Raw genomic sequence first — 19,050 nt, 5'->3', positions numbered from 1 at the left:
GATCAGGTCGCGGGACGGGTCACGGGGCGGGGACGGCGTCGCCGTCCCCCGGCCCGTCGACGATCAGGCGCTCGGCGCGGTGGGCGCGCTCGAGGAGGGCGCCCGGCTCCTCCCCGAGCAGGGTCACGTGGCCGATCTTCCGGCCGGGCCGCACGGACTTGCCGTACAGATGCACCTTGAGCTCGGGATCCGCGGCGAGCGCGGCCTCGAGGCCGGGACGGAGGTCCTCGGCGGCGCCGCCGAGCAGGTTCACCATGACGGCGCACGGGGCGAGCGGGGTGGTCGCGCCGAGCGGGAGGTCCGCGACGGCGCGCAGGTGCTGCTCGAACTGACCGGTGACCGCGCCGTCCATGGACCAGTGGCCCGTGTTGTGGGGGCGCATGGCGAGCTCGTTGACGCTCACGGCGCCGTCGGCCGTCTCGAAGAGCTCGACGGCGAGCATGCCGACCACGTCGAGGTCCTCGGCGATCGCGAGGGCCAGCTCGCGGATCCGGCGCTCGGCCTCGGGGTCGAGGTCCGGCGCGGGGGCGATCACCTCGTAGCAGACCCCGTCCTTCTGGCGGGAGGCGACGACGGGGTAGGCGACGGCCTCTCCCCCGGGTCGTCGGGCCACCTGGGCGGAGAGCTCGCGGGTGAAGGGCACGAGCTCCTCGCCGAGGAGCTCGCCGCCCTGGGCGAACCAGTCCGCGACGTCCTCGATGCGCTCGACGATCCGCACGCCGTGGCCGTCGTAGCCGCCGCGCGGGGTCTTCACGACGATCCGGCCGCCCGCCTCGGCGAGCGCCACCTCGAGCGCGGCCGGGTCGGACAGGCGCCACCAGCGGGGGCAGGGATGGCCGAACGCGGAGAGCCGCTCGCGCATGTGCAGCTTGTCCTGGGCGTGCAGGAGGGCGTCCGGGCCGGGCCGGACGGCGGCGAGGCCGTCGCGGCCGATCCCCTCGAGGATCCGCGGCGGCACGTGCTCGTGGTCGAAGGTGATCACCTCGACGGGACCGGCGAGCTCGCGCACGGCGCGCTCGTCGTCATGGGCGCCGAGGGTCACGTCCCCGGCGACCGCGGCGGCGCTCTCGGCGGGGTCGGTCGCGAGGACGGTGAGGTCCAGCCCGAGCTCGATCGCGGGGCCCAGCATCATGCGGGCCAGCTGCCCGGCGCCGACGACGCCGATGCGTCGGGCGCTGCGGGCGGGGGTCAGGGAGGTGGGGGCGTCAGGCACCGGATCAGTGTAGGCGGGGCCGTGGGCGCCCTCCCCGGCCGTCCGTCCCCGCCGTCGTCCGAGCGCCGCGCGCGGCGCCGACCGGCGGGCCGGGAGTCTCAGCCGCGGGAGCGGTGGCGCCGGCGCACCACGGAGCCCTGCGGCAGGGAGGAGAGGTCGTCGGTGCGCTCGATCCCCGCCGGCTCCTCCTCGCCGGGCGCCGAGATGAGGAAGACGCCGAAGGTCGCGGGGCTCTCGGTGAGCAGCTCGAGACGGCCGCCGTCGTCCTCCACGAGGGTCCGCGCGAGGGCGAGGCCGACGCCGGTGCCCTTGGAGCTGCGACCGGAGACGGAGCGCTCGAAGATGCGGTGGCCGAGCGCGGGGTCGATGCCGCCGCCCTCGTCCATGACCTCGACGACGGTCGAGTGGTCGTTGCGGCGCACCTTGACGCTCGTGCGGCCGCCGCCGTGCATGAGGGCGTTCTCGATGAGGGTCGCGACGACCTGGGTGAGGGGGCCCGTCGATCCCCAGACGGCGGCGCTGCGCGGCACCTGGATGCGCAGCTCCCGGCCGGCGCGGCGGTACGCGGGAGCCCACTCCTCGCTCTGCTGGGTGAGCACGGTGCGCAGCTCGACCACGCCGGGCGTGCGCCGCTGGGAGGAGCGCGGGGCGTTGATGAGGTCGTGGACCACCTCGGTGAGGCGGTCGATCTGCTCGAGGGAGATGCGGGCCTCCTCGCGCACCCACTCCTCGGAGCTCGTCGCGAGGATCTCGTCCAGGCGCATGGACAGCGCCGTGAGCGGAGTGCGCAGCTGGTGGGAGGCGTCGGAGGCGAGGCGGGACTCCGCCTCGAGCCGCTCGGTGAGCTGGGCGCCGGAGCGGATGAGCTCCTCGGCGACCTCGTCGACCTCGACGATGCCGGCGTCGGTCCAGGGGCCGCGGGCGCGTCCGCTGCCCATCTCCTCGGCGCGGCGGGCGAGCCGTGAGAGCGGCATGGAGATCCGCTGCGCCTGCCACAGCGCGACCGAGACGCCGATCGAGAGCGCCGCGAGGCCCGCGACCACGAGCAGCACGATCGCGCTCGCGGTGTGGGCGCGCACGTCGGACTGCGGGATGAGCACGCGGATCGACTGGCCGTTCGCCCCGTTGGTCGAGACCTGCAGCGGCGAGTCGCCGGGGTCGTCGCCGACGGAGATCACCTGGCCGTCGTGGGTGACCTCGATCGCGACGTGGAGGTCGGTCTGGGCGTCGACGTGCCGCTGGAGCAGCGCCTGGTCGAGATCGCGCTTGCTCGCGAGCCGGGAGTCGGTGTCGACGCGGACCTCGTCGAGGATGCTGGTGGCCTGGGTGGTGAGGCTCTGCTGGGACAGCGTCAGCCACGAGTAGCCGAGCGGGATGCCGAGGATGAGGACGACCAGGAGCACCGTGATCATGGTCGCCTGCAGCACGCGCTGCCGCAAAGGTCAGCTCCCGTCGCCGGTCTCGAACCGGAAGCCCACCCCGCGCACCGTGGTGATGCGTCGCGGATCGGAGGCGTCGTCGCCGAGCTTCCGGCGCAGCCAGGAGATGTGCATGTCGAGGGTCTTCGTGGAGCCCCACCATTCGGCGCCCCACACCTCGCGCATGAGGTCGTCGCGGGTGACGACGCTGCCGGACTCGCGCACGAGCACGGTGAGCAGGTCGTACTCCTTGGCGGAGAGGCTGAGCTCCTCGCCGTCGGCGTAGGCGCGGCGGGCGGAGACGTCGAGGCTCACGCCGTTGACGTCGAAGCTGTCGCCCGTCTCCTCGACGGCCTGGGCGCGCCGCAGCAGCGCACGGATGCGCGCCTGGAGCTCGCCGAGCCGGAAGGGCTTGGTGACGTAGTCGTCCGCGCCGGCGTCCAGCCCCACCACGGCGTCGACCTCGTCGGCGCGGGCGGTGAGGATGAGGATCGGGGACTCCAGACCGCCCTTGCGCAGGCGCCGGGCGACCTCGAGGCCGTCCAGATCGGGCAGCCCGAGGTCCAGGATGACCACGTCGATCGGGTCCTCCCCCGCGGCGATCGCGAGCGCGTCCATCCCCCGGGAGGCCCGGGTGACGGTGTAGCCCTCGCGGTCCAGGGCGCGGGACAGCGGTTCAGCGATGGCCGAGTCGTCCTCGACGAGAAGCAGTCGTGTCACGTCAGCCATAGTACGTCCCGCGCTCACAGCCCCAGGTCCAGGGCCGCCGAGCGGCCCCGCCGGAGCTCCGCCAGGTGCACCGTGCCGATGCCGTGGAGGTCCACGTCCTCGCCCTCGGCGACCTCGAAGCCGCCGGGGATCGCCTTCTCGACGGCGTCCGCCGTGTCCGGGTCGATCATGACCGTCCCGGGCCTCGCGACGGACTCCATGCGGGCGGCGAGGTTCACGGTGGGGCCGAAGACGTCGCCGTAGCGGGAGAACATCGATCCCCAGGCGAGGCCGACCCGCAGCGGGGGGAGGTCCGGGTCCGCGGTGATGGTCTCGGCGAGGGAGACCGCGATCTGGGCGCCGTCCTCGGGCGTGTCGGCGAGGAACATGATCTCGTCGCCGACGGTCTTGACGACGCGGCCACCGCCCACGGAGATGACGTCGCGGCCCACGGCCTCGAAGCGGGCGACGACGTCGGCCAGCTCGGCGCCGGAGAGGTCGCGGGAGAGCCGGGTGAACTGGACGAGGTCGGCGAAGCCCACGGCGCGCTGGAGCGGGAACAGCTCGTCGGTGCCCCGGTGGAGCACCTCGGACCCGGCCCGGGCGGCGTACGCGGCGAGCTGGCGCCGGAAGGTGAAGACGACCTGGGACTCGAGGGTCTCGAGCAGCTCGGGCATCCGGTCGAGCATCTGGAGGCGGGCGTCGGCGTCCCCGAGGCCGTCGACCACCTTCGCCTCGTCGACCATGGCCTCCGTGATCCACATGGCCAGGCGCCCCATGTGGAAGCCGAGACCGCGGGTGATGGAGGAGAAGGCGCGCTCGGAGAGGGCGTCGTCCTCGACGATCGCGGCGAGGTCGCCGATCGCGTGGGCGTCCTCCTCGGTGTAGACGACCGTGTCCTCGTCCACGGGGCTGAAGCCCAGGGAGCGCCAGTACACGGAGGTGAGGCGCTCGGGGATCCCCTGCTCCTCGGCGAGGTCGCGTCGGGAGTACTTGCGGGGGCCCTGGAGGAGGACCTTCTCGAGGGCGCCGACGCTGCGGCGCACCTGTGCGAAGCGCCGGTTCAGCCCGAGCACCTCCTCGCCGTCGATCGAGGTCTGCTCGAGGTCCGGGCTGGTGTCCGTCGCGCTCGGCGCGGCCTTCCCCGCCGCCTCCTCGGGCGTCGTGGGCCCGTGCGCCGTCGTGGCGTCCGGGGTCCCGGGCGCGCTCTCCGTCCCGTGGATGTCGCTGCTCACCGCGTCCCTGCCTCCTCGCCGTCGTGACCGTTCCGAACCGGACCTGCCATGGTGCCCCCGCTTCCTCGGACGGCCCTGAGATGCCGGACGTCGCCGACGTCCACCGCCACGACCCCGCCCTGCTCCGGGCCGGGGTCGACCAGGAGCCGTCCGCGATCGTCGATGCCGAGCGCCCTCCCGGTGAGGGGCGCCGACCCGCGGGGACCGTCGTGCCCGAGGGGCTCGACGCGCACGTCCCGCCCGAGTGTGACACAGGTCATAGCGAAGCGCTCGTCGAGTCCGGTGGCCGAGGCATCGCCGCCGCTCGCCTCGAGCGCCTCGAGTTCCCGGGCCACGCGGGAGGCGATGCCGGCGGCGAGCGCGTCCCGCAGCGCGGGCACCTCCGCCGCGGTCAGCCCCTCGCCGTCCCCGTCGTCCAGCAGCCCGCCGGGCCCGTGCAGCCACACCGCCCCGGGCACCTCCGAGCCGTCCTCGCCGCGGATCGGACCGCGGAGGTTCAGGCCGATGCCCAGCAGCACGATCCCCGCGCCGCGGCCCTCGACGAGGATCCCGCCGAGCTTCCCGCCGGCGGCCGTGTGCAGGTCGTTGGGCCACTTCAGGCCGAGCCCGGCCGCCTCGAGCCCCGCGGCGGCCCCGGGCAGCGCCCGCAGGGCGTCCAGGGCGGCGACGCCGAGGGCGAGCGGGAACCAGGAGCGGTCCCCGGGGGCGAGCGCGGACTCGTGGACGACGGTGAGCGCGAGGGCGCGCCCGGCAGGAGAGGAGAAGCGGCGCCCGAGCCGGCCGCGCGCGGCGGACTGCTGCGCGGCGAGCACGGCGAAGGGGGCGGCCCGCCCCTCGGCGCGCCGACGCGCGGCCAGGTCCTGCGTCGAGGGCGTCAGGTCGACGAGCTCGACGGGGACCGCGGGCGGCTCGGCCTCCCCGGGAGCCCCTCCGCGGACGACTGACGTGTTCATCCGGGGTCTCCTCGCATGCCAGGGCTCACTGCCGGGCTCCCCGACGGGGGCCGAGGGGTAGCGTAGTATCCCTGTGTTTCGGGCCGTGGACCCGCGCCTGCCGCCGGACCCCGCCCGCGCCCCTGCACCCCGATCAGGCGGCCCCAGGGTCGCAGTTGGAGGCTCCGTGTCCGACGCCCCTCGGCCGCTCACCACCGCTCAGCGACTCGAGGACCTGCGCGCCCGCTCGGCGACCGCGGTCTCCGACGCCGACGGTCTCGCCGTCCAGAAGCAGCACGCCCGGGGCAAGGGCACCGCTCGCGAGCGCATCCACGACCTGCTGGACGACGGCTCCTTCGTCGAGACCGACCGCTTCGTGGCGCACCAGTCCCACTCCTTCGGCCTCGAGCGCAAGCGCCCCGCGGGTGACGGCATCGTCACCGGCTACGGCACGATCGACGGCCGCCAGGTGTGCGTGTACTCGCAGGACTTCACCGTCATGGGCGGCTCCCTGGGCGAGGCCCACGGCCGCAAGATCCAGAAGATCCAGGACCTCGCGCTGTCCACCGGGGTGCCGATCATCGGCATCCTCGACGGCGGCGGCGCGCGCATCCAGGAGGGCGTGGCCTCGCTCGCCATGTTCGCCGGGATCATGCGGCGCAACACGCGCGCCTCGGGCGTCATCCCGCAGATCTCGCTGATCATGGGACCGGCCGCGGGCGGCGCCGTGTACTCCCCGGCCCTCACCGACGTCATCGTCATGGTCGAGAAGACCTCCCACATGTTCATCACCGGACCGGACGTCATCCGCACCGTGACCGGTGAGGACGTCGGCTTCGAGGAGCTCGGCGGCGCGCGCACCCACTCCACCCGCTCGGGCGTCGCCCACTACATGGCACCGGACGAGTCCGAGGCGATCGAGTACGTCAAGGACCTGCTCTCCTACCTCCCCTCGAACACGCTGAGCCCCGCGCCCGTGTTCCCCACGCCGCTCGAGGAGCAGCCCACCGCGGAGGACCGCGCGATGGACGTGCTCATCCCCGACTCCCCCAACCAGCCCTACGACATGGGCGAGGTGTGGCGGGCGATCCTCGACGACGGCGAGTTCCTCGAGATGCAGCCCGGCTACGCGCAGAACATCGTCGTCGGCTTCGGCCGGGTCGAGGGCAGCAGCGTCGGCATCGTCGCGAACCAGCCCTCGCACTTCGCCGGCACGCTCGACATCGACGCCTCGGAGAAGGCGGCGCGCTTCGTGCGCCTGTGCGACGCGAACAACATCCCCGTGCTCACGCTCGTGGACACGCCCGGGTTCCTGCCCGGCACGGACCAGGAGTACAGCGGCATCATCCGTCGCGGCGCGAAGCTCCTGTACGCCTACGCGGAGGCGACGGTCCCCCTGGTCACCGTCATCACCCGCAAGGCCTACGGCGGCGCGTACATCGTCATGGGGTCCAAGGACCTCGGTGCGGACGTCAACCTCGCCTGGCCCACCGCGCAGATCGCGGTCATGGGCGCCCAGGGCGCGGTGAACATCCTCCACCGGCAGGGCCTCAAGCAGGTCGCCGAGGAGGGCGGGGACGTCGAGGCGGAGCGGCTGCGCCTGCAGACCGAGTTCGAGGACCAGTTCGCGACGCCCTACGCGGCGGCCGAGCGCGGGTGGATCGACGGGGTCATCGAGCCCTCGGAGACCCGCGTCCAGGTGGCCCGCGCGCTGCGCGCCCTGCGCACCAAGCGCGACTCCCTGCCCACCAAGAAGCACGGGAACATCCCGCTGTGAGCACGGCGTCCCCGGTCGCCGCGGGCGGTCCCGACGGGCGGTCCGACGTCCGCCTCGTCTCCGGCCGCCTCGAGGCCGACGAGCTCGCGGCGATCGCCGTCGTCGTCTCCGCGATGAGCGTCACGAGCCGCCTCGAGGCGGAGGAGCGCTCGCTCGACGGCGGTCCCGTGCAGGAGAGCGCCTGGACCTCCCCCGTGCACACGCATGCCCGCGGGCATCGCGAGCGCCACCACCCCTCCACCTCGGCCTGGGTCTTCGCGGACCGCTGAGCACGCCGGCGCGCCGGGGACCGCCCGTCGCGCCCGTCCCCGCCGCGAGCGTCGCACGGCGTTCATCCGGGCGTCGCGCGGCCGCCATGCCGTGGTCGCCGGGGACCGATGGGATCGGTCCATGACCTCCCTCCCCCGCCGCGAACTCCTCGCCGCGCTCGCCGTGTCCCCGCTCGCCCTCGCCGCCCCGGCTCTCGCGACCCCGCCGCGCGGCTCCGACCGCGGTCTGCGGCTCGTGGCCCGCGCGACCCTCCCCTCCGACCACCTCGAGGAGGGCCCGGTCTCGGGCGCGGCCGTGAGCCCCGCGAACGGGGTGTCCGGCCCGTTCGACGGGCAGGTCGTCCCGGGGCTCTCGGCGGTCGTCGAGATCGGTGACGGGAGCTACTGGGCGATGCCGGACAACGGCTTCGGCGCGAAGGGCAACTCGGCGGACTTCCTGCTGCGGATCTACCGGGCGACCCCGCGCTGGGAGACCTCCCGCGGCGGCGCGGGCACGATCTCCCTGGACTCCTTCGTGTCCCTGAAGGATCCCCGGCGCATGCTCGACTTCCCGATCGTCCACGAGGACACCGAGGAGCGGCTGCTCACCGGTGCGGACCTCGACGTCGAGTCGCTCGTCCTCGCGAAGGACGGCAGCTTCTGGATCGGCGAGGAGTTCGGCCCGTTCCTGCTCCATGCGGACGCCGACGGCGCACTGCTCGAGGTGCCGGTCCCGCTCCCGGGCGGCCTGCGCTCCCCGCAGAGCCCGTACCTCGAGGAGGGCGAGACGCCGAGCGTCCGCGCGAGCAAGGGCTTCGAGGCCCTCGCCGCGTCCCCGAACGGGAAGATCCTGCACCCGATCCTCGAGGGGTACCTCCCCGGCGAGGAGGACCAGCACCGCGTCGAGGTGCTCGAGTTCGACGTGCGCCGCCGCGCGTACACCGACCGCCGCTGGACCTACCGCACGGACCTTCCCGGGAACCTCGTGGGCGACGCCTTCGCCCTGGATCCCCACCGCCTGCTGATCCTCGAGCGGGACGACGTGTGGGGACCGGACGCGGTGACGAAGAAGGTCTACCGGGTGGACCTGCGCCGCACCGATGCCGACGGGACGCTCGAGAAGACCCTCGTCATCGACCTGCTCGCGATCCCCAACCCGGACGGCATCGGCCTCGCGGCGGATCCCGGCGCCTACGGCGTGGGCGGGAGCTTCTCCTTCCCCATGCAGTCCGTGGAGACGGTCGTGCTGCTCGAGGACGGCCGCCTGCTCATCGCGAACGACAACAACTACCCGGGCAACGACGCCCGCTACCCGGGCACCCCGGACGACACCGAGATGATCCTCATCGATCTCGGCACCCGCCGCCGCGGGAGGGCCTGACCGCCAGGCGCGATCGCTCACCCGGCGGCGCGGAGCACGTCGGCGAGACCCTCCCGGAGGTCGGCGACGAAGGCCTCGGGCACCTCCCAGCTCGGGAAGTGCCCGCCCCGGGAGGGCGCCGCCCAGCGCACGATCCGGTGGTAGCGGCTCTCCGCCCAGACCCGCGGCGCCTTCGCGATGTCACGCGGGTAGGTCGTGATCGCGACGGGGACGTCGACCGTGAGCTCGGGGTCGATCCGGGCGTGGCTCTCGGTATAGATCCGTGAGGCGGAGGCGCCGGTCCGGGTGAGCCAGTGGAGCGTGGCGTTCTCCAGCACCCGCTCGCGCGGGACCGCGTCGAAGGGGGATGCCGTCCAGTCGGACCACTCGGCGATCTTCTCGAGGAGCCAGGCGAGCAGGGCGAGGGGCGAGTCCACGAGGGCGTAGCCGAGGGTCTGCGGGCTCGACTGCATCACCTTCGCGTAGGCGAGGCGCTCCTCGTCGAAGCGCCGGGTCTCCTCCGCCCATCGGGCCTCGACGGGGTCGAGCACCTCCGGCCGGTGTCCGGGGAGTCCGAGCGCCCAGGTGAGGTGCGCGCCGATGACGCGCTCCGGGTGGCGGCCGGCGAGGATCGTGGTGATCGGGCCGCCCCAGTCGCCGCCGTGCGCGAGGAACCGGTCGTGGCCGAGCCGCCGCATGAGCTCCGCCCAGGCGTGGGCGATGCGCTCGATGCCCCATCCCGGTTCGTCCGGGCGCCCGCTGAGGCCGAATCCGGGAAGCGAGGGCGCGACGACGTGGAAGGCCGGAGCACCCTCCGTCGAGGGCTCGGCGAGCTCCTCGATGAGGTGCACGTGCTCGACGATGCTCCCGGGCCACCCGTGGGTGAGCAGGAGCGGGGTGGCGTCGGGGCGGGAGGAGCGCCGGTGCAGGGCGTGGATCTCGAGGCCGTCGATTCTCGTCACGACCTGGCCGAGGCGGTCCAGGCGCGCCTCGAACGCTCGCCAGTCGAACCCGTGCCGCCAGTGCTCCACGAGGTCGACGAGCTCCGCGAGCGGGACGCCCTGGGTCCACCGCGAGCGCGCATCGGCCCCGTCAGTCCCGTCGGCCCCGTCGGCCCCGTCGGCCACGGTCTCGCGCTCCGGCAGCCGGGCCGCGTCGAGGCGGGCGTGCAGGTCGGCGAGCTCCTGGTCGCTCGCACGGAGGCGGAACGGCCTGATCTGCGCCTCGTCCTCCTCGCGGTCCTCGGTGCGCTGCGGATGGTCCTGCATGACGGGTCCCCTCCCGGTGCTGCGGCCGCCCTCATCGGCGAACCGTCTATGCCGGTTCTATCATCGGACCGTTGCGATCGACAACCATCTATGGTGGTTCACGTGCAGACCGACTCCCCCGACTTCCGCCTGGGCACCGTCCTCGCCACGAGCTTCACCGCGACCCTCACCGAGCGCGCGGGCGAGCGCCTCGAACGCATCCCCACCCCGCAGCGGCTCGCCGACTGGCTCGAGGTCAGCGGGCTGGCCATCCCGGGATGCACCGTCGCCGACCTGGAGCTCGCCCGAGGGCTGCGCGAGGCGATCCACGCGGCGGCGACGGCCGCCGCGACCGGCACGGACCTCCCGCCTCGCGCCGTCGCCACGCTCAACGACCACAGCACCCGCGGCCGCGCGAGCGCGACGCTCACCGCCGCCGGCGCGCGGGAGTGGCACCTCAGCGCCGAGCAGCCGCTCCAGGACGCGCTCGGCGTCATCGCGGCGGACGCGATCGCGATCGTCTCCGGCGCCCGCGACGGACGCCTCGCCCTCTGCGCCTCCCCCACCTGCCGCGCGGCCTTCTTCGACACCAGCCGCAGCCGCTCCCGGCGCTGGTGCGACATGAACACCTGCGGCAACAAGGAGAAGAAGGCGCGCCTGCGCGCACGCGGGCAGGCGTCCTGACCTCGGCGCGTCAGCCCGGGGCGCCCGCCTGCCGCTCGTAGTCGGCACCCCACTCGTCGAGCAGCGCGATGATCGGGGCCAGGCTCGCGCCGAGCGCGGTGAGGGAGTACTCGACCTTGGGCGGCACCTCCGCGTAGACCTCGCGATGGACGATGCCGTCGGTCTCGAGCTCGCGCAGCTGGCGGGTGAGGGTCCGGGGCGGGGCGGCGGGCAGTGCCCGGCACAGCTCGCCGTGACGGAGCGTCCCGACCCCGAGGTGCTTCACGATCGTGAGCTTCCAGCTCCCGCCGAGCACGGCCGTCGACACCTCCACCGGGCACACCTCGAGCGCCGCCCTCACCGATCCGCGCATGCTCGATCCCTCCCTGCTCGCCACGTCCTGACCCTTACGGCCAAGAATGACCCTACTACCGCTTCGGCGACGTACAGGGCAGTCTGGACGGATGACCATGACCCCGTCTCCGACACCGACTCCGACCGTCCTCTGGCTCAGTGCCCACCCCGAGCCCCGCTCCCTCACGGCGTCCCTGCGGGTCTCCGGCATCGCGCACCTGCGGGCCGCCGGTCACGAGGTCATCGAGTCCGACCTCTACGCCATGGGCTGGGACCCGGTGCTGCGCGGTGAGGGGATCAGCGCTCAGGGCGAGCGCTTCGACCCGACCGCCGACGTCCGGCGCGCGCTCGTCGAGGGGCGCCTGCCCGAGGACGTCCGCCGCGAGCAGGCCAAGCTCACCGCCGCGGACGCCCTCGTCGTGCAGTTCCCGCTGTGGTGGTACGGCCTCCCGGCGATCCTCAAGGGCTGGATGGACCGGGTGCTCGTGAGCGGGTTCGCCTTCGGCACCGATCCGCGGACGGGTCGTCGACTGCGCTTCGAGGACGGCCCCTTCCGCGGGAAGCGGGTGCTCACGGCGCTCACCCTCGGCGACCGGCCGCGCGCGATCGGCCCCCGCGGCAAGAGCGGGCAGCTCGAGGAGCTGCTCTTCGGGCTGCTCCACGGCACCTTCGCCTACACCGGCATGGACGTGCTGCCCCCGTTCGCGGTCCCGAGCGCGGACCGGGTGGACGAGGAGGCCTTCACGAGGGCGCAGGCGGCGCTCCACGTCCGGCTGGACGGCCTGCTCACCGATCCTGCGCTCCCGTACCGGCCCCAGTTCCGGGGCGACTACACCGAGGAGTGGGAGCTCGCCCCGCACGTGCGCCCGGGCGAGGAGGGGCTCTCGGTGCACCTCGTGCACGAGGAGGAGCGCGATCCCTCCCACGCTCTCTAGACTGCGACCCATGTCGAGCGACTCCCCGGCCACCGGCCGCACCCCCTCCGCCCTGGACGCCCTGGCCGACGGCTACGTCGACCGCCTCGCCGCGGCGGACCCGTTCCTCTCCACGCAGCTGGGGATCGTCGGCCACGACGCGGAGGTGACCGATTACTCCCCCGCCGCCGAGCAGGCGCGCCACGACCTCTCCCGTGAGCTGCTCACCGCGATCGTCGAGGTGCCCGACGCCGACGGCGTCGACGCCGTGACCCGCGCGGCGCTCCAGGAGCGCCTGGGCCTCGAGCTCGAGCGCGCCGAGCAGCACCTCGACGTGGCGGCCGTGAACAACCTCGCCTCCGTGCTGCAGTCGCGGGACGTCCTGGACCTCATGGCGACGGAGACCGCCGCGGACTGGGAGGTGCTCGCCGAGCGCATGGCCGGCTTCCCGCGCGCCCTGTCCTCGTGGGCCGAGTCGCTGCGCGAGGCCGCCACCGCGGGCACCGTCTCCGCCCGCCGCCAGCTGCGTCTCGGCGCCGAGCAGGCCCGCGGCTACGCGGCGGATGGCGGCTTCTTCGACACCTTCGCCGCGGAGGCCGTGGGCGACGATGCGCAGAAGGCGCACGTGCGGGAGGCGGCGGATCAGGCCCGCGCCGCGTACCGCGAGATCGCCGACGTCCTCGAGGAGCTGCTGCCGCAGGCGCCGGAGGCGGACGCCGTCGGCCGCGAGGCCTACCAGCTCGCCTCCCGCACCTACCTCGGCACCGAGATCGACCTCGACGAGACCTACGCGTGGGGCGTCGAGGAGCTGCGCGCGATCATCGCCGAGCAGGAGCAGGTCGCCGCACGCCTCAACGGGCGCTACGGCACCGGCGGCGGCAGCAGCGTCGCCGCCGCGAAGGAGGCGCTGAACGCCGATCCCGCCCGCATCCTCCACGGCAGCGACGCGCTCCAGGCCTGGATGCAGCAGCTCTCCGACACGGCGATCGCGGATCTCGCCGGCACCCACTTCGACATCCCCGAGCCGCTGCACCGGCTCGAGTGCCGGATCGCCCGCACCGGCTCCGGCGGCATCTACTACACGGGCCCCAGCGAGGACCTCACCCGCCCCGGCCGCATGTGGTGGGACGTGCCCGCGGGCACCGAGGAGTTCCGCACCTGGGCGGAGACCACGACCGTCTACCACGAGGGCGTCCCCGGCCATCACCTGCAGGTGGGCACGCAGACCCTGCAGGCGGGCTCCCTGAACCGCTGGCGCGCCATGCTCTGCTGGGTCTCCGGCCACGGCGAGGGCTGGGCCCTGTACGCCGAGCGGCTCATGGAGCAGCTGGGCTACCTCGACGACGACGGCGACCGCCTCGGCATGCTCGACGCGCAGCGCCTGCGCGCGGGCCGCGTGGTCCTCGACATCGGCCTGCACCTGGGACTGCCCATGCCGACGGGCGTGCCGGGCTCCGACGGCGGCGCCTGGGACGAGCGCACCGCCTGGGACTTCATGACGGAGAACTGGGGCATCGAGGAGGCCGAGCGCCGCTTCGAGCTGCACCGCTACCTCGGCTGGCCGGGACAGGCGCCGTCCTACAAGATCGGCCAGCGCACCTGGGAGCAGATCCGGGACCGGGCGACGGCCGCGGACTCCTCCCCCGGCGCCGTCCGTGACTTCCACCGCCGCGCCCTCGAGCTCGGCAGTCTCCCCCTCTCCGTCCTCGAAGGAGCCCTCTGATGAGCACCGCCCCCGTGTCCGCCGCCGCGACCGAGGACGAGTTCGAGCCGCTGCTGCTGCTCGCCTCCGCCTCGCAGGGCCGCCGCCACGTGCTCGAGGGCGCCCGCATCGCGCACTCGACCCTGCCCGTGGATCTCGACGAGGCGGCGATCCTCGCCGCGGCGCGCGAGGCCGCCGGCGACGAGCCGCTCACCGCCGCGGAGGAGGTGCTGCTGCTCGCCCGGGAGAAGGCGCAGGCGGCGACCGCCCGCAGCGAGGGCGGCTACGTGGTGCTCGGCTGCGACTCGATGCTCGAGCTGGACGGCGAGACGGTCGGCAAGCCGCACACGGCGGAGGTCGCCGTCGAGCGCTGGCACCGCCTGCGCGGCCGCACCGCCGTGCTGCACTCGGGCCACTGGCTCGTGGACGACCGTGACGAGGAGGACGGCGGGACGGGCGCGACCGTCGGCGCGACGGCCAGCTGCGAGGTGACCTTCGCCGCGGTCACGGACGAGGAGATCGAGGCCTACGTGGAGACCGGGGAGCCGCTCGGCGTCGCCGGCGCGTTCACGATCGACGGGATCGCCGGTCCCTTCGTCACCGGCGTCGACGGTGATCCGCACGCCGTGGTCGGGCTGTCCCTGCCGCTGCTGCGGGAGCTGCTCGCGGGGATCGGTCTGACCGTCATGGATCTGTGGGACCTCCCCGAGGCCGATGGGGACGCCGACGCCGGCTGAGCCGCCTGCGCCGATCGGCGCGCCCGCCCCGTTAGACTCGACCGTCGTCGCCTCCTGGAAGGACCCTCGCCCCATGGCTTCACGCCACCCCAAGCCCCGCCCTCTGACCACGGTGCTCATCGCCAATCGTGGGGAGATCGCGGTGCGTGTGGCCCGGGCCTGCAAGGACGCGGGCCTGCGGTCGATCGCCGTGTACGCGGACCCGGACCGCGACGCCCTGCACACCGTCATCGCGGACGAGGCCTACGCCCTCGGCGGCACCACCGCCGCGAGCTCCTACCTCGTCATCGACAAGCTCCTGGACGTCGCCAAGCGCTCCGGCGCGGACGCCGTCCACCCGGGCTACGGGTTCCTCTCCGAGCGCGCCGACTTCGCCCAGGCGGTCATCGACGCCGGGCTGACCTGGATCGGCCCGAGCCCCGACGCGATCGAGAAGCTCGGCGACAAGGTCTCCGCGCGGCACATCGCGCAGAAGGCCGGCGCCCCGCTCGTGGCGGGCACCAAGGACCCGGTCCAGAGCTCCGACGAGGTCGTCGCCTTCGCGCGCGAGCACGGCCTGCCGATCGCCATCAAGGCGGCCTTCGGCGGCGGCGGCCGCGGCCTCAAGGTCGCCCGCGAGGAGGGCGAGGTCCGCGAGCTGTTCGACTCCGCGGTGCGCGAGGCGACGGCCGCCTTCGGCCGCGGCGAGTGCTTCGTCGAGCGCTACCTCGACTCCCCGCGCCACGTGGAGACGCAGTGCCTCGCGGACCAGCACGGCAACGTCCAGGTGGTCTCCACCCGTGACTGCTCGCTGCAGCGCCGCCACCAGAAGCTCGTCGAGGAGGCGCCCGCTCCGTTCCTCACGCCGCAGCAGAACGCGCAGCTGGTCTCCTCCTCGAAGGCGATCCTCCGCGAGGCCGGCTACGTCGGCGCGGGGACCTGCGAGTTCCTCGTCGGCAAGGACGGCACGATCTCCTTCCTCGAGGTGAACACGCGGCTCCAGGTCGAGCACCCGGTGACCGAGGAGGTCGCCGGGGTGGACCTCGTGCGCGAGCAGCTGCGGATCGCCGCCGGCGAGCGCATCGAGGACTCCGATCCCGTCGTGCGCGGCCACTCCTTCGAGTTCCGCATCAACGGCGAGGACCCGGGCCGCGGCTTCATGCCCTCCCCGGGGCCCGTGCACCGCTTCGACGCGCCGAGCGGCCCGGGCGTGCGCGTGGAGACCGGGGTGCGCTCCGGCGACGTCGTCTCCGGTGCGTTCGACTCGATGCTCGCCAAGCTCGTCGTCACCGGCGCGACCCGCCAGGAGGCGCTCGAGCGCTCCCGCCGCGCGCTCGCCGAGTTCCGCATCGAGGGCCTGCCCACGGTCCTCCCCTTCCATCGCGTGGTCGTCGAGGACCCGGCCTTCGCCCCGGAGGATCCCGAGGCGCCGTTCGCGGTCCACACGCGCTGGATCGAGACCGAGTTCACCGGGGAGATCCCGCCGGCCTCCCTGCCCGCACAGCCGGAGGAGCCCGAGGACCGCGAGGCGGTCGTCGTCGAGGTGGACGGTCGCCGCGTAGAGATCTCCCTTCCCGCGTCCCTCCGCGCCCCGCAGCAGGCGGTGCGCCAGCGCCGCAAGCGCCAGCACCGCGCCTCGGGCGAGGCGGCGGTCTCCGGCGGCACGGTCACCGCGCCGATGCAGGGCACGATCGTGAAGGTCCAGGTCGAGGAGGGGCAGACCGTGGCCGACGGCGACCTGCTGCTCGTGCTCGAGGCGATGAAGATGGAGCAGCCCATCACGGCGCACCGCTCCGGCGTCGTCACGGGGCTCAGCGCGGAGGTCGGCGCGACCGTCTCCGCCGGCGCCGCGCTCTGCACCATCGACGACTGAGACCCTGCCGGTCACCGGCACCGCCCGGCAATCACGCGCTCGCTGATCCGCGGCCGCGTCGGACGAGCCCGCACCGCAGCACCCCCTGTTCCGAGAAGCCCGGACATCATGTACATGATGTCCGGGCTTCTCTGCACAGGGCCTTCCCCGGGTTCCACTCCGGTTCCGCGGCGGGATTCTCGGTTGTGCTGACCTCTCCCTTCGACGATCCTCGACCGCATGGAGTCGACGATCCGCACCGCGGCCACGGGGCTCGGCCTCGGCCGGGTGACCGCGATGTCCCCCGTCGACGGCGGACTGTCCAACGACATGTGGCGGGTGGGCACGGACGAGGGTGAGTTCGCGATCAAGGTGATGCGGGTTCACGCGGATTCGGCGGGATTCCAGGACAGCATCGAGTCCGCATTCGTCGTCGAGAAGAGAGCGTTCCGCGCTGGTGTGCCCTGCCCGGAACCCATGCCGACGTCCGAGGGCCGAGCGCTCCTCCGTGCAGAGGGGACGTGGGTACGGGCGCATCGGTGGTGCGAGGGTACTGCTGCTGCGCCCGGTGAGTGTCTCGAGGAGGCCGGCCATCTGCTGGCGCGGATCCACCGCGTCGGTCGGCGCAGCACGGGCGCCATCTCCGATCGCCCGCACGGAGGCCACGCCTGGCGCGCACTGGGCGATCAGGGCGGGCTCCCGGCTTTGCTCGCCGACCAGCTGCGTGCCGCGGCGACGCGCCTGGCACGGCTCGAGTCGATGACGGCCGTGAGCGCCCACCGTCGGGTCGAGCTCGCAGACTCCCACGGTGATCTCGACCCGAAGAACACCCTCCGCAGCGCTGAGCAGCTCCTCGCCGTGGACTGGGACGCCGCCGGCCGGCGATCTCTCGAGCGCGAATCGGTGGGCCTTGCACTCGACTGGGCAACGGGCATCACTAGCTTCCACCGCGTGCTCAGCGCGTACACCGGATCAACTGGGCTCCGGCTGCCGGCAGAGCCTTGGGTGTTCGGCGGATGGGTGGCGGCGCTGAGCGACTGGCTCGTCTTCAATGTCGAACACCGAGCGGAATCGGATCTCGGCCGGCGTGAGGCATCGCAGACGTGCGACCGGCTGCTCGCGCTCCATCGCGACCTGGATGCTCATCTCGCCGTGCTCAGCGCGCTCTGACGTCGATGACGGCCACCGGTCGGACCGAACGCCCGATACGGGTCCGCGCTCCGCGTTCAGTCCCCGAGCGTCATCGCGATCTGCCGGGCGGCCTCGGCGAGCGAGCCGGTCATCGACGGGTAGACGATCGAGGTGTTCGCGAGCTGCTCCACGGTGAGCCGCTGGGCGACGGCGAGGGTGATCGGGTGGATGAGCTCGCTCGCCCGCGGGGCGACGACCACGCCGCCCAGCACCGTGCCGGAGTCGTGGCGCACCACGAGCTTCACGAAGCCCTCGCGCACGCCCTGCATCTTCGCGCGGGCGTTCGTGCCGAGCGGATAGGAGCGGACGTCGGCGACGACGAGGCCGTCCGCGACGTCCTGCTCGCTCGTGCCGACGGTCGCGATCTCGGGGCTCGTGAACACCGCGGAGGCGACATGGGCCCGGATCAGCGGGGCGACGGCCTCTCCGAGCGCGTGGTGCACGGCGGTGCGGCCCTGGATCGCGGCGACCGAGGCGAGCGGGAGCACGCCGGTGCAGTCCCCCGCCGCGTACACCCCGCGCACCGAGGTGCGGGAGACCCGGTCGGTCTCGACGTGGCCGCTCTCCCGCAGCCGCACCCCGGCCTCCTCGAGGCCCATGCCCTCCGTCGCGGGGATCGCACCGAGCGCGAGCAGCACGTGGCTGCCGCGGATCTCCTCCCCCGAGGTGAGGGCGACCCGCACCCCGTCCCCCTCGACGCGGGCGGAGGCGGCGCGGGAGCGGGAGCGCACGGTGATGCCGCGGCGACGGAAGGACTCCTCGAGCACCGCCGCGGCGTCGCGGTCGCTGCCGGGGAGGACCTGGTCCCTCGAGGAGACGAGCGTGACCTCGCTGCCGAGCGCGCGGTAGGCGCTCGCGAACTCGGCGCCGGTCACGCCGGAGCCGACGACGACCAGGTGCGAGGGCAGCTCGTCGAGGTCGTAGAGCTGGGTCCAGGAGAGGATCCGCTCGCCGTCCGGCGGGGATCCGGGCAGCTCGCGGGGACGGGCGCCCGTGGCGAGCAGCACGGCGTCCGCGTCGATCCGCTCGATCTCCGCTCCTGCCCCGTCCTGGGCGTGCACGGCGACGAGCCCCGGCGCGAGGAGGTGCCCGCGCCCGAGGACCGTCCGCACCCCGGCCTCGGCGAGCGCGGCGGTGACGTCGGCGGACTGCGCCCGGGCGAGCCGGCGCACGCGCGCGTTGACGGCCGCGAGGTCCACGGTGAGCGCCCCCGCGCCGGGGCTGCCGGCGGTGTCGGCGTCGCGGATGCCGAGCGCCCCGGAGCCGGCGACGAGGTCGAGGACGTCCGCGGTCGCGATGAGGGTCTTCGAGGGGACCACGTCCGTGAGCACCGCGGCCCCGCCGAGGGGCCCGGCGCTCACGAGGACGACCTCCGCGCCGAGGCGGGCGGCGGTGAGCGCGGCCTCGTAGCCGCCGGGCCCGCCGCCGATCACCACCAGGCGGGTGCCGCCGTCGTCGGCGGTGATCCGAGGGGCTCCGGCGGGGATCGCGGTCGTGGAATCGCTCACGGTGCCATTCTC

The 19,050-nt window shown here is 73.9% G+C and carries 17 protein-coding genes; 9 read left to right on the top strand and 8 right to left on the bottom strand.

Features of this window, described 5'->3' with window-relative positions; genetic code table 11:
- Window positions 1-19: 19 nt before the first annotated feature.
- The 5 genes from NLU66_RS09125 to NLU66_RS09105 form a co-directional block, all read right to left on the bottom strand.
- On the bottom strand, window positions 20-1,132 hold the full coding sequence (locus NLU66_RS09125) for a 5-(carboxyamino)imidazole ribonucleotide synthase (protein ID WP_259362570.1): 1,113 nt from the start codon (window positions 1,130-1,132) through the stop codon (window positions 20-22).
- Window positions 1,133-1,311: 179 nt separating this feature from the next.
- Window positions 1,312-2,625, bottom strand: a complete 1,314-nt coding sequence (locus tag NLU66_RS09120; protein ID WP_259359409.1) for an ATP-binding protein — start codon at window positions 2,623-2,625, stop codon at window positions 1,312-1,314.
- Between the two features lie 30 nt (window positions 2,626-2,655).
- On the bottom strand, window positions 2,656-3,351 hold the full coding sequence (locus NLU66_RS09115; RefSeq protein ID WP_137770340.1) for a response regulator transcription factor: 696 nt from the start codon (window positions 3,349-3,351) through the stop codon (window positions 2,656-2,658).
- A 23-nt stretch (window positions 3,352-3,374) separates the two neighbouring features.
- Entirely contained in the window at window positions 3,375-4,574 is a 1,200-nt protein-coding gene (locus tag NLU66_RS09110; RefSeq protein ID WP_259359408.1) for an adenylate/guanylate cyclase domain-containing protein, read from the bottom strand.
- Window positions 4,571-5,527 carry a biotin--[acetyl-CoA-carboxylase] ligase gene (locus NLU66_RS09105; RefSeq protein ID WP_259359407.1) on the bottom strand — a complete coding sequence of 319 codons (957 nt, stop codon included), beginning with the start codon at window positions 5,525-5,527 and terminating at the stop codon, window positions 4,571-4,573. Before NLU66_RS09105 ends, NLU66_RS09110 begins: the two co-directional genes overlap by 4 nt.
- A 166-nt stretch (window positions 5,528-5,693) precedes the next feature.
- On the opposite strand from NLU66_RS09105, the gene NLU66_RS09100 reads away from it, so the two are divergent.
- From NLU66_RS09100 to NLU66_RS09090, 3 genes are all read left to right on the top strand, one after another.
- Window positions 5,694-7,283 carry an acyl-CoA carboxylase subunit beta gene (locus NLU66_RS09100; RefSeq protein ID WP_259359406.1) on the top strand — a complete coding sequence of 530 codons (1,590 nt, stop codon included), beginning with the start codon at window positions 5,694-5,696 and terminating at the stop codon, window positions 7,281-7,283.
- Window positions 7,280-7,552, top strand: coding sequence for an acyl-CoA carboxylase epsilon subunit (locus tag NLU66_RS09095; RefSeq protein WP_259359405.1), 273 nt, complete (start codon window positions 7,280-7,282; stop codon window positions 7,550-7,552). Before NLU66_RS09100 ends, NLU66_RS09095 begins: the two co-directional genes overlap by 4 nt.
- Window positions 7,553-7,673: 121 nt before the next feature.
- The gene (locus tag NLU66_RS09090) at window positions 7,674-8,912 is read left to right on the top strand and encodes an esterase-like activity of phytase family protein (protein WP_259359404.1); all 1,239 of its coding nucleotides are present in this window, start codon (window positions 7,674-7,676) and stop codon (window positions 8,910-8,912) included.
- Window positions 8,913-8,929: 17 nt separating this feature from the next.
- Here NLU66_RS09090 and NLU66_RS09085 read toward each other — a convergent pair whose 3' ends face one another.
- Window positions 8,930-10,159, bottom strand: coding sequence for an epoxide hydrolase family protein (locus NLU66_RS09085; protein ID WP_259359403.1), 1,230 nt, complete (start codon window positions 10,157-10,159; stop codon window positions 8,930-8,932).
- Window positions 10,160-10,261: 102 nt separating this feature from the next.
- Between NLU66_RS09085 and NLU66_RS09080 the strand changes: the two genes are divergently transcribed.
- Window positions 10,262-10,822: a CGNR zinc finger domain-containing protein gene (locus tag NLU66_RS09080; RefSeq protein ID WP_259359402.1), complete on the top strand. Its 561-nt coding sequence runs from the start codon at window positions 10,262-10,264 to the stop codon at window positions 10,820-10,822.
- Between the two features lie 10 nt (window positions 10,823-10,832).
- On the opposite strand, the gene NLU66_RS09075 is transcribed toward NLU66_RS09080, so the two are convergent.
- On the bottom strand, window positions 10,833-11,087 hold the full coding sequence (locus NLU66_RS09075) for a winged helix-turn-helix transcriptional regulator (protein WP_323374409.1): 255 nt from the start codon (window positions 11,085-11,087) through the stop codon (window positions 10,833-10,835).
- 178 nt (window positions 11,088-11,265) lie between these two features.
- On the opposite strand from NLU66_RS09075, the gene NLU66_RS09070 reads away from it, so the two are divergent.
- The 5 genes from NLU66_RS09070 (at window position 11,266) to NLU66_RS09050 (ending at window position 17,509) form a co-directional block, all read left to right on the top strand.
- On the top strand, window positions 11,266-12,090 hold the full coding sequence (locus tag NLU66_RS09070) for an NAD(P)H-dependent oxidoreductase (RefSeq protein ID WP_259359401.1): 825 nt from the start codon (window positions 11,266-11,268) through the stop codon (window positions 12,088-12,090).
- A gap of 10 nt (window positions 12,091-12,100) precedes the next feature.
- A complete protein-coding gene (locus NLU66_RS09065) occupies window positions 12,101-13,792 on the top strand; it encodes a DUF885 domain-containing protein (protein WP_259359400.1) in 1,692 nt (563 codons plus the stop codon).
- Window positions 13,792-14,508, top strand: a complete 717-nt coding sequence (locus NLU66_RS09060) for a Maf family protein (protein WP_259359399.1) — start codon at window positions 13,792-13,794, stop codon at window positions 14,506-14,508. Before NLU66_RS09065 ends, NLU66_RS09060 begins: the two co-directional genes overlap by 1 nt.
- A gap of 73 nt (window positions 14,509-14,581) precedes the next feature.
- A complete protein-coding gene (locus NLU66_RS09055; RefSeq protein ID WP_259359398.1) occupies window positions 14,582-16,360 on the top strand; it encodes an acetyl/propionyl/methylcrotonyl-CoA carboxylase subunit alpha in 1,779 nt (592 codons plus the stop codon).
- 219 nt (window positions 16,361-16,579) lie between these two features.
- Window positions 16,580-17,509, top strand: coding sequence for a phosphotransferase enzyme family protein (locus NLU66_RS09050; RefSeq protein ID WP_259359397.1), 930 nt, complete (start codon window positions 16,580-16,582; stop codon window positions 17,507-17,509).
- A gap of 56 nt (window positions 17,510-17,565) precedes the next feature.
- Here NLU66_RS09050 and NLU66_RS09045 read toward each other — a convergent pair whose 3' ends face one another.
- Window positions 17,566-19,038 carry an NAD(P)H-quinone dehydrogenase gene (locus tag NLU66_RS09045; protein ID WP_416232149.1) on the bottom strand — a complete coding sequence of 491 codons (1,473 nt, stop codon included), beginning with the start codon at window positions 19,036-19,038 and terminating at the stop codon, window positions 17,566-17,568.
- Window positions 19,039-19,050: the final 12 nt, after the last annotated feature.

This window comes from Brachybacterium sp. NBEC-018 (assembly GCF_024860185.1).
Lineage (GTDB): Bacteria > Actinomycetota > Actinomycetes > Actinomycetales > Dermabacteraceae > Brachybacterium > Brachybacterium rhamnosum.
Note: the sequence above shows the minus strand (reverse complement) of the source record. Positions and strands in the feature narration are given on the sequence as shown.

Coding starts and splice junctions, on each gene's coding strand:
- NLU66_RS09125 (WP_259362570.1), bottom strand. CDS start 1,132: ATGATGCTGGGCCCCGCGATCGAGCTCGGGCTGGACCTCACCGTCCTC.
- NLU66_RS09120 (WP_259359409.1), bottom strand. CDS start 2,625: ATGATCACGGTGCTCCTGGTCGTCCTCATCCTCGGCATCCCGCTCGGC.
- NLU66_RS09105 (WP_259359407.1), bottom strand. CDS start 5,527: ATGAACACGTCAGTCGTCCGCGGAGGGGCTCCCGGGGAGGCCGAGCCG.
- NLU66_RS09090 (WP_259359404.1), top strand. CDS start 7,674: ATGACCTCCCTCCCCCGCCGCGAACTCCTCGCCGCGCTCGCCGTGTCC.
- NLU66_RS09085 (WP_259359403.1), bottom strand. CDS start 10,159: ATGCAGGACCATCCGCAGCGCACCGAGGACCGCGAGGAGGACGAGGCG.
- NLU66_RS09070 (WP_259359401.1), top strand. CDS start 11,266: ATGACCATGACCCCGTCTCCGACACCGACTCCGACCGTCCTCTGGCTC.
- NLU66_RS09065 (WP_259359400.1), top strand. CDS start 12,101: ATGTCGAGCGACTCCCCGGCCACCGGCCGCACCCCCTCCGCCCTGGAC.
- NLU66_RS09060 (WP_259359399.1), top strand. CDS start 13,792: ATGAGCACCGCCCCCGTGTCCGCCGCCGCGACCGAGGACGAGTTCGAG.
- NLU66_RS09055 (WP_259359398.1), top strand. CDS start 14,582: ATGGCTTCACGCCACCCCAAGCCCCGCCCTCTGACCACGGTGCTCATC.
- NLU66_RS09050 (WP_259359397.1), top strand. CDS start 16,580: ATGGAGTCGACGATCCGCACCGCGGCCACGGGGCTCGGCCTCGGCCGG.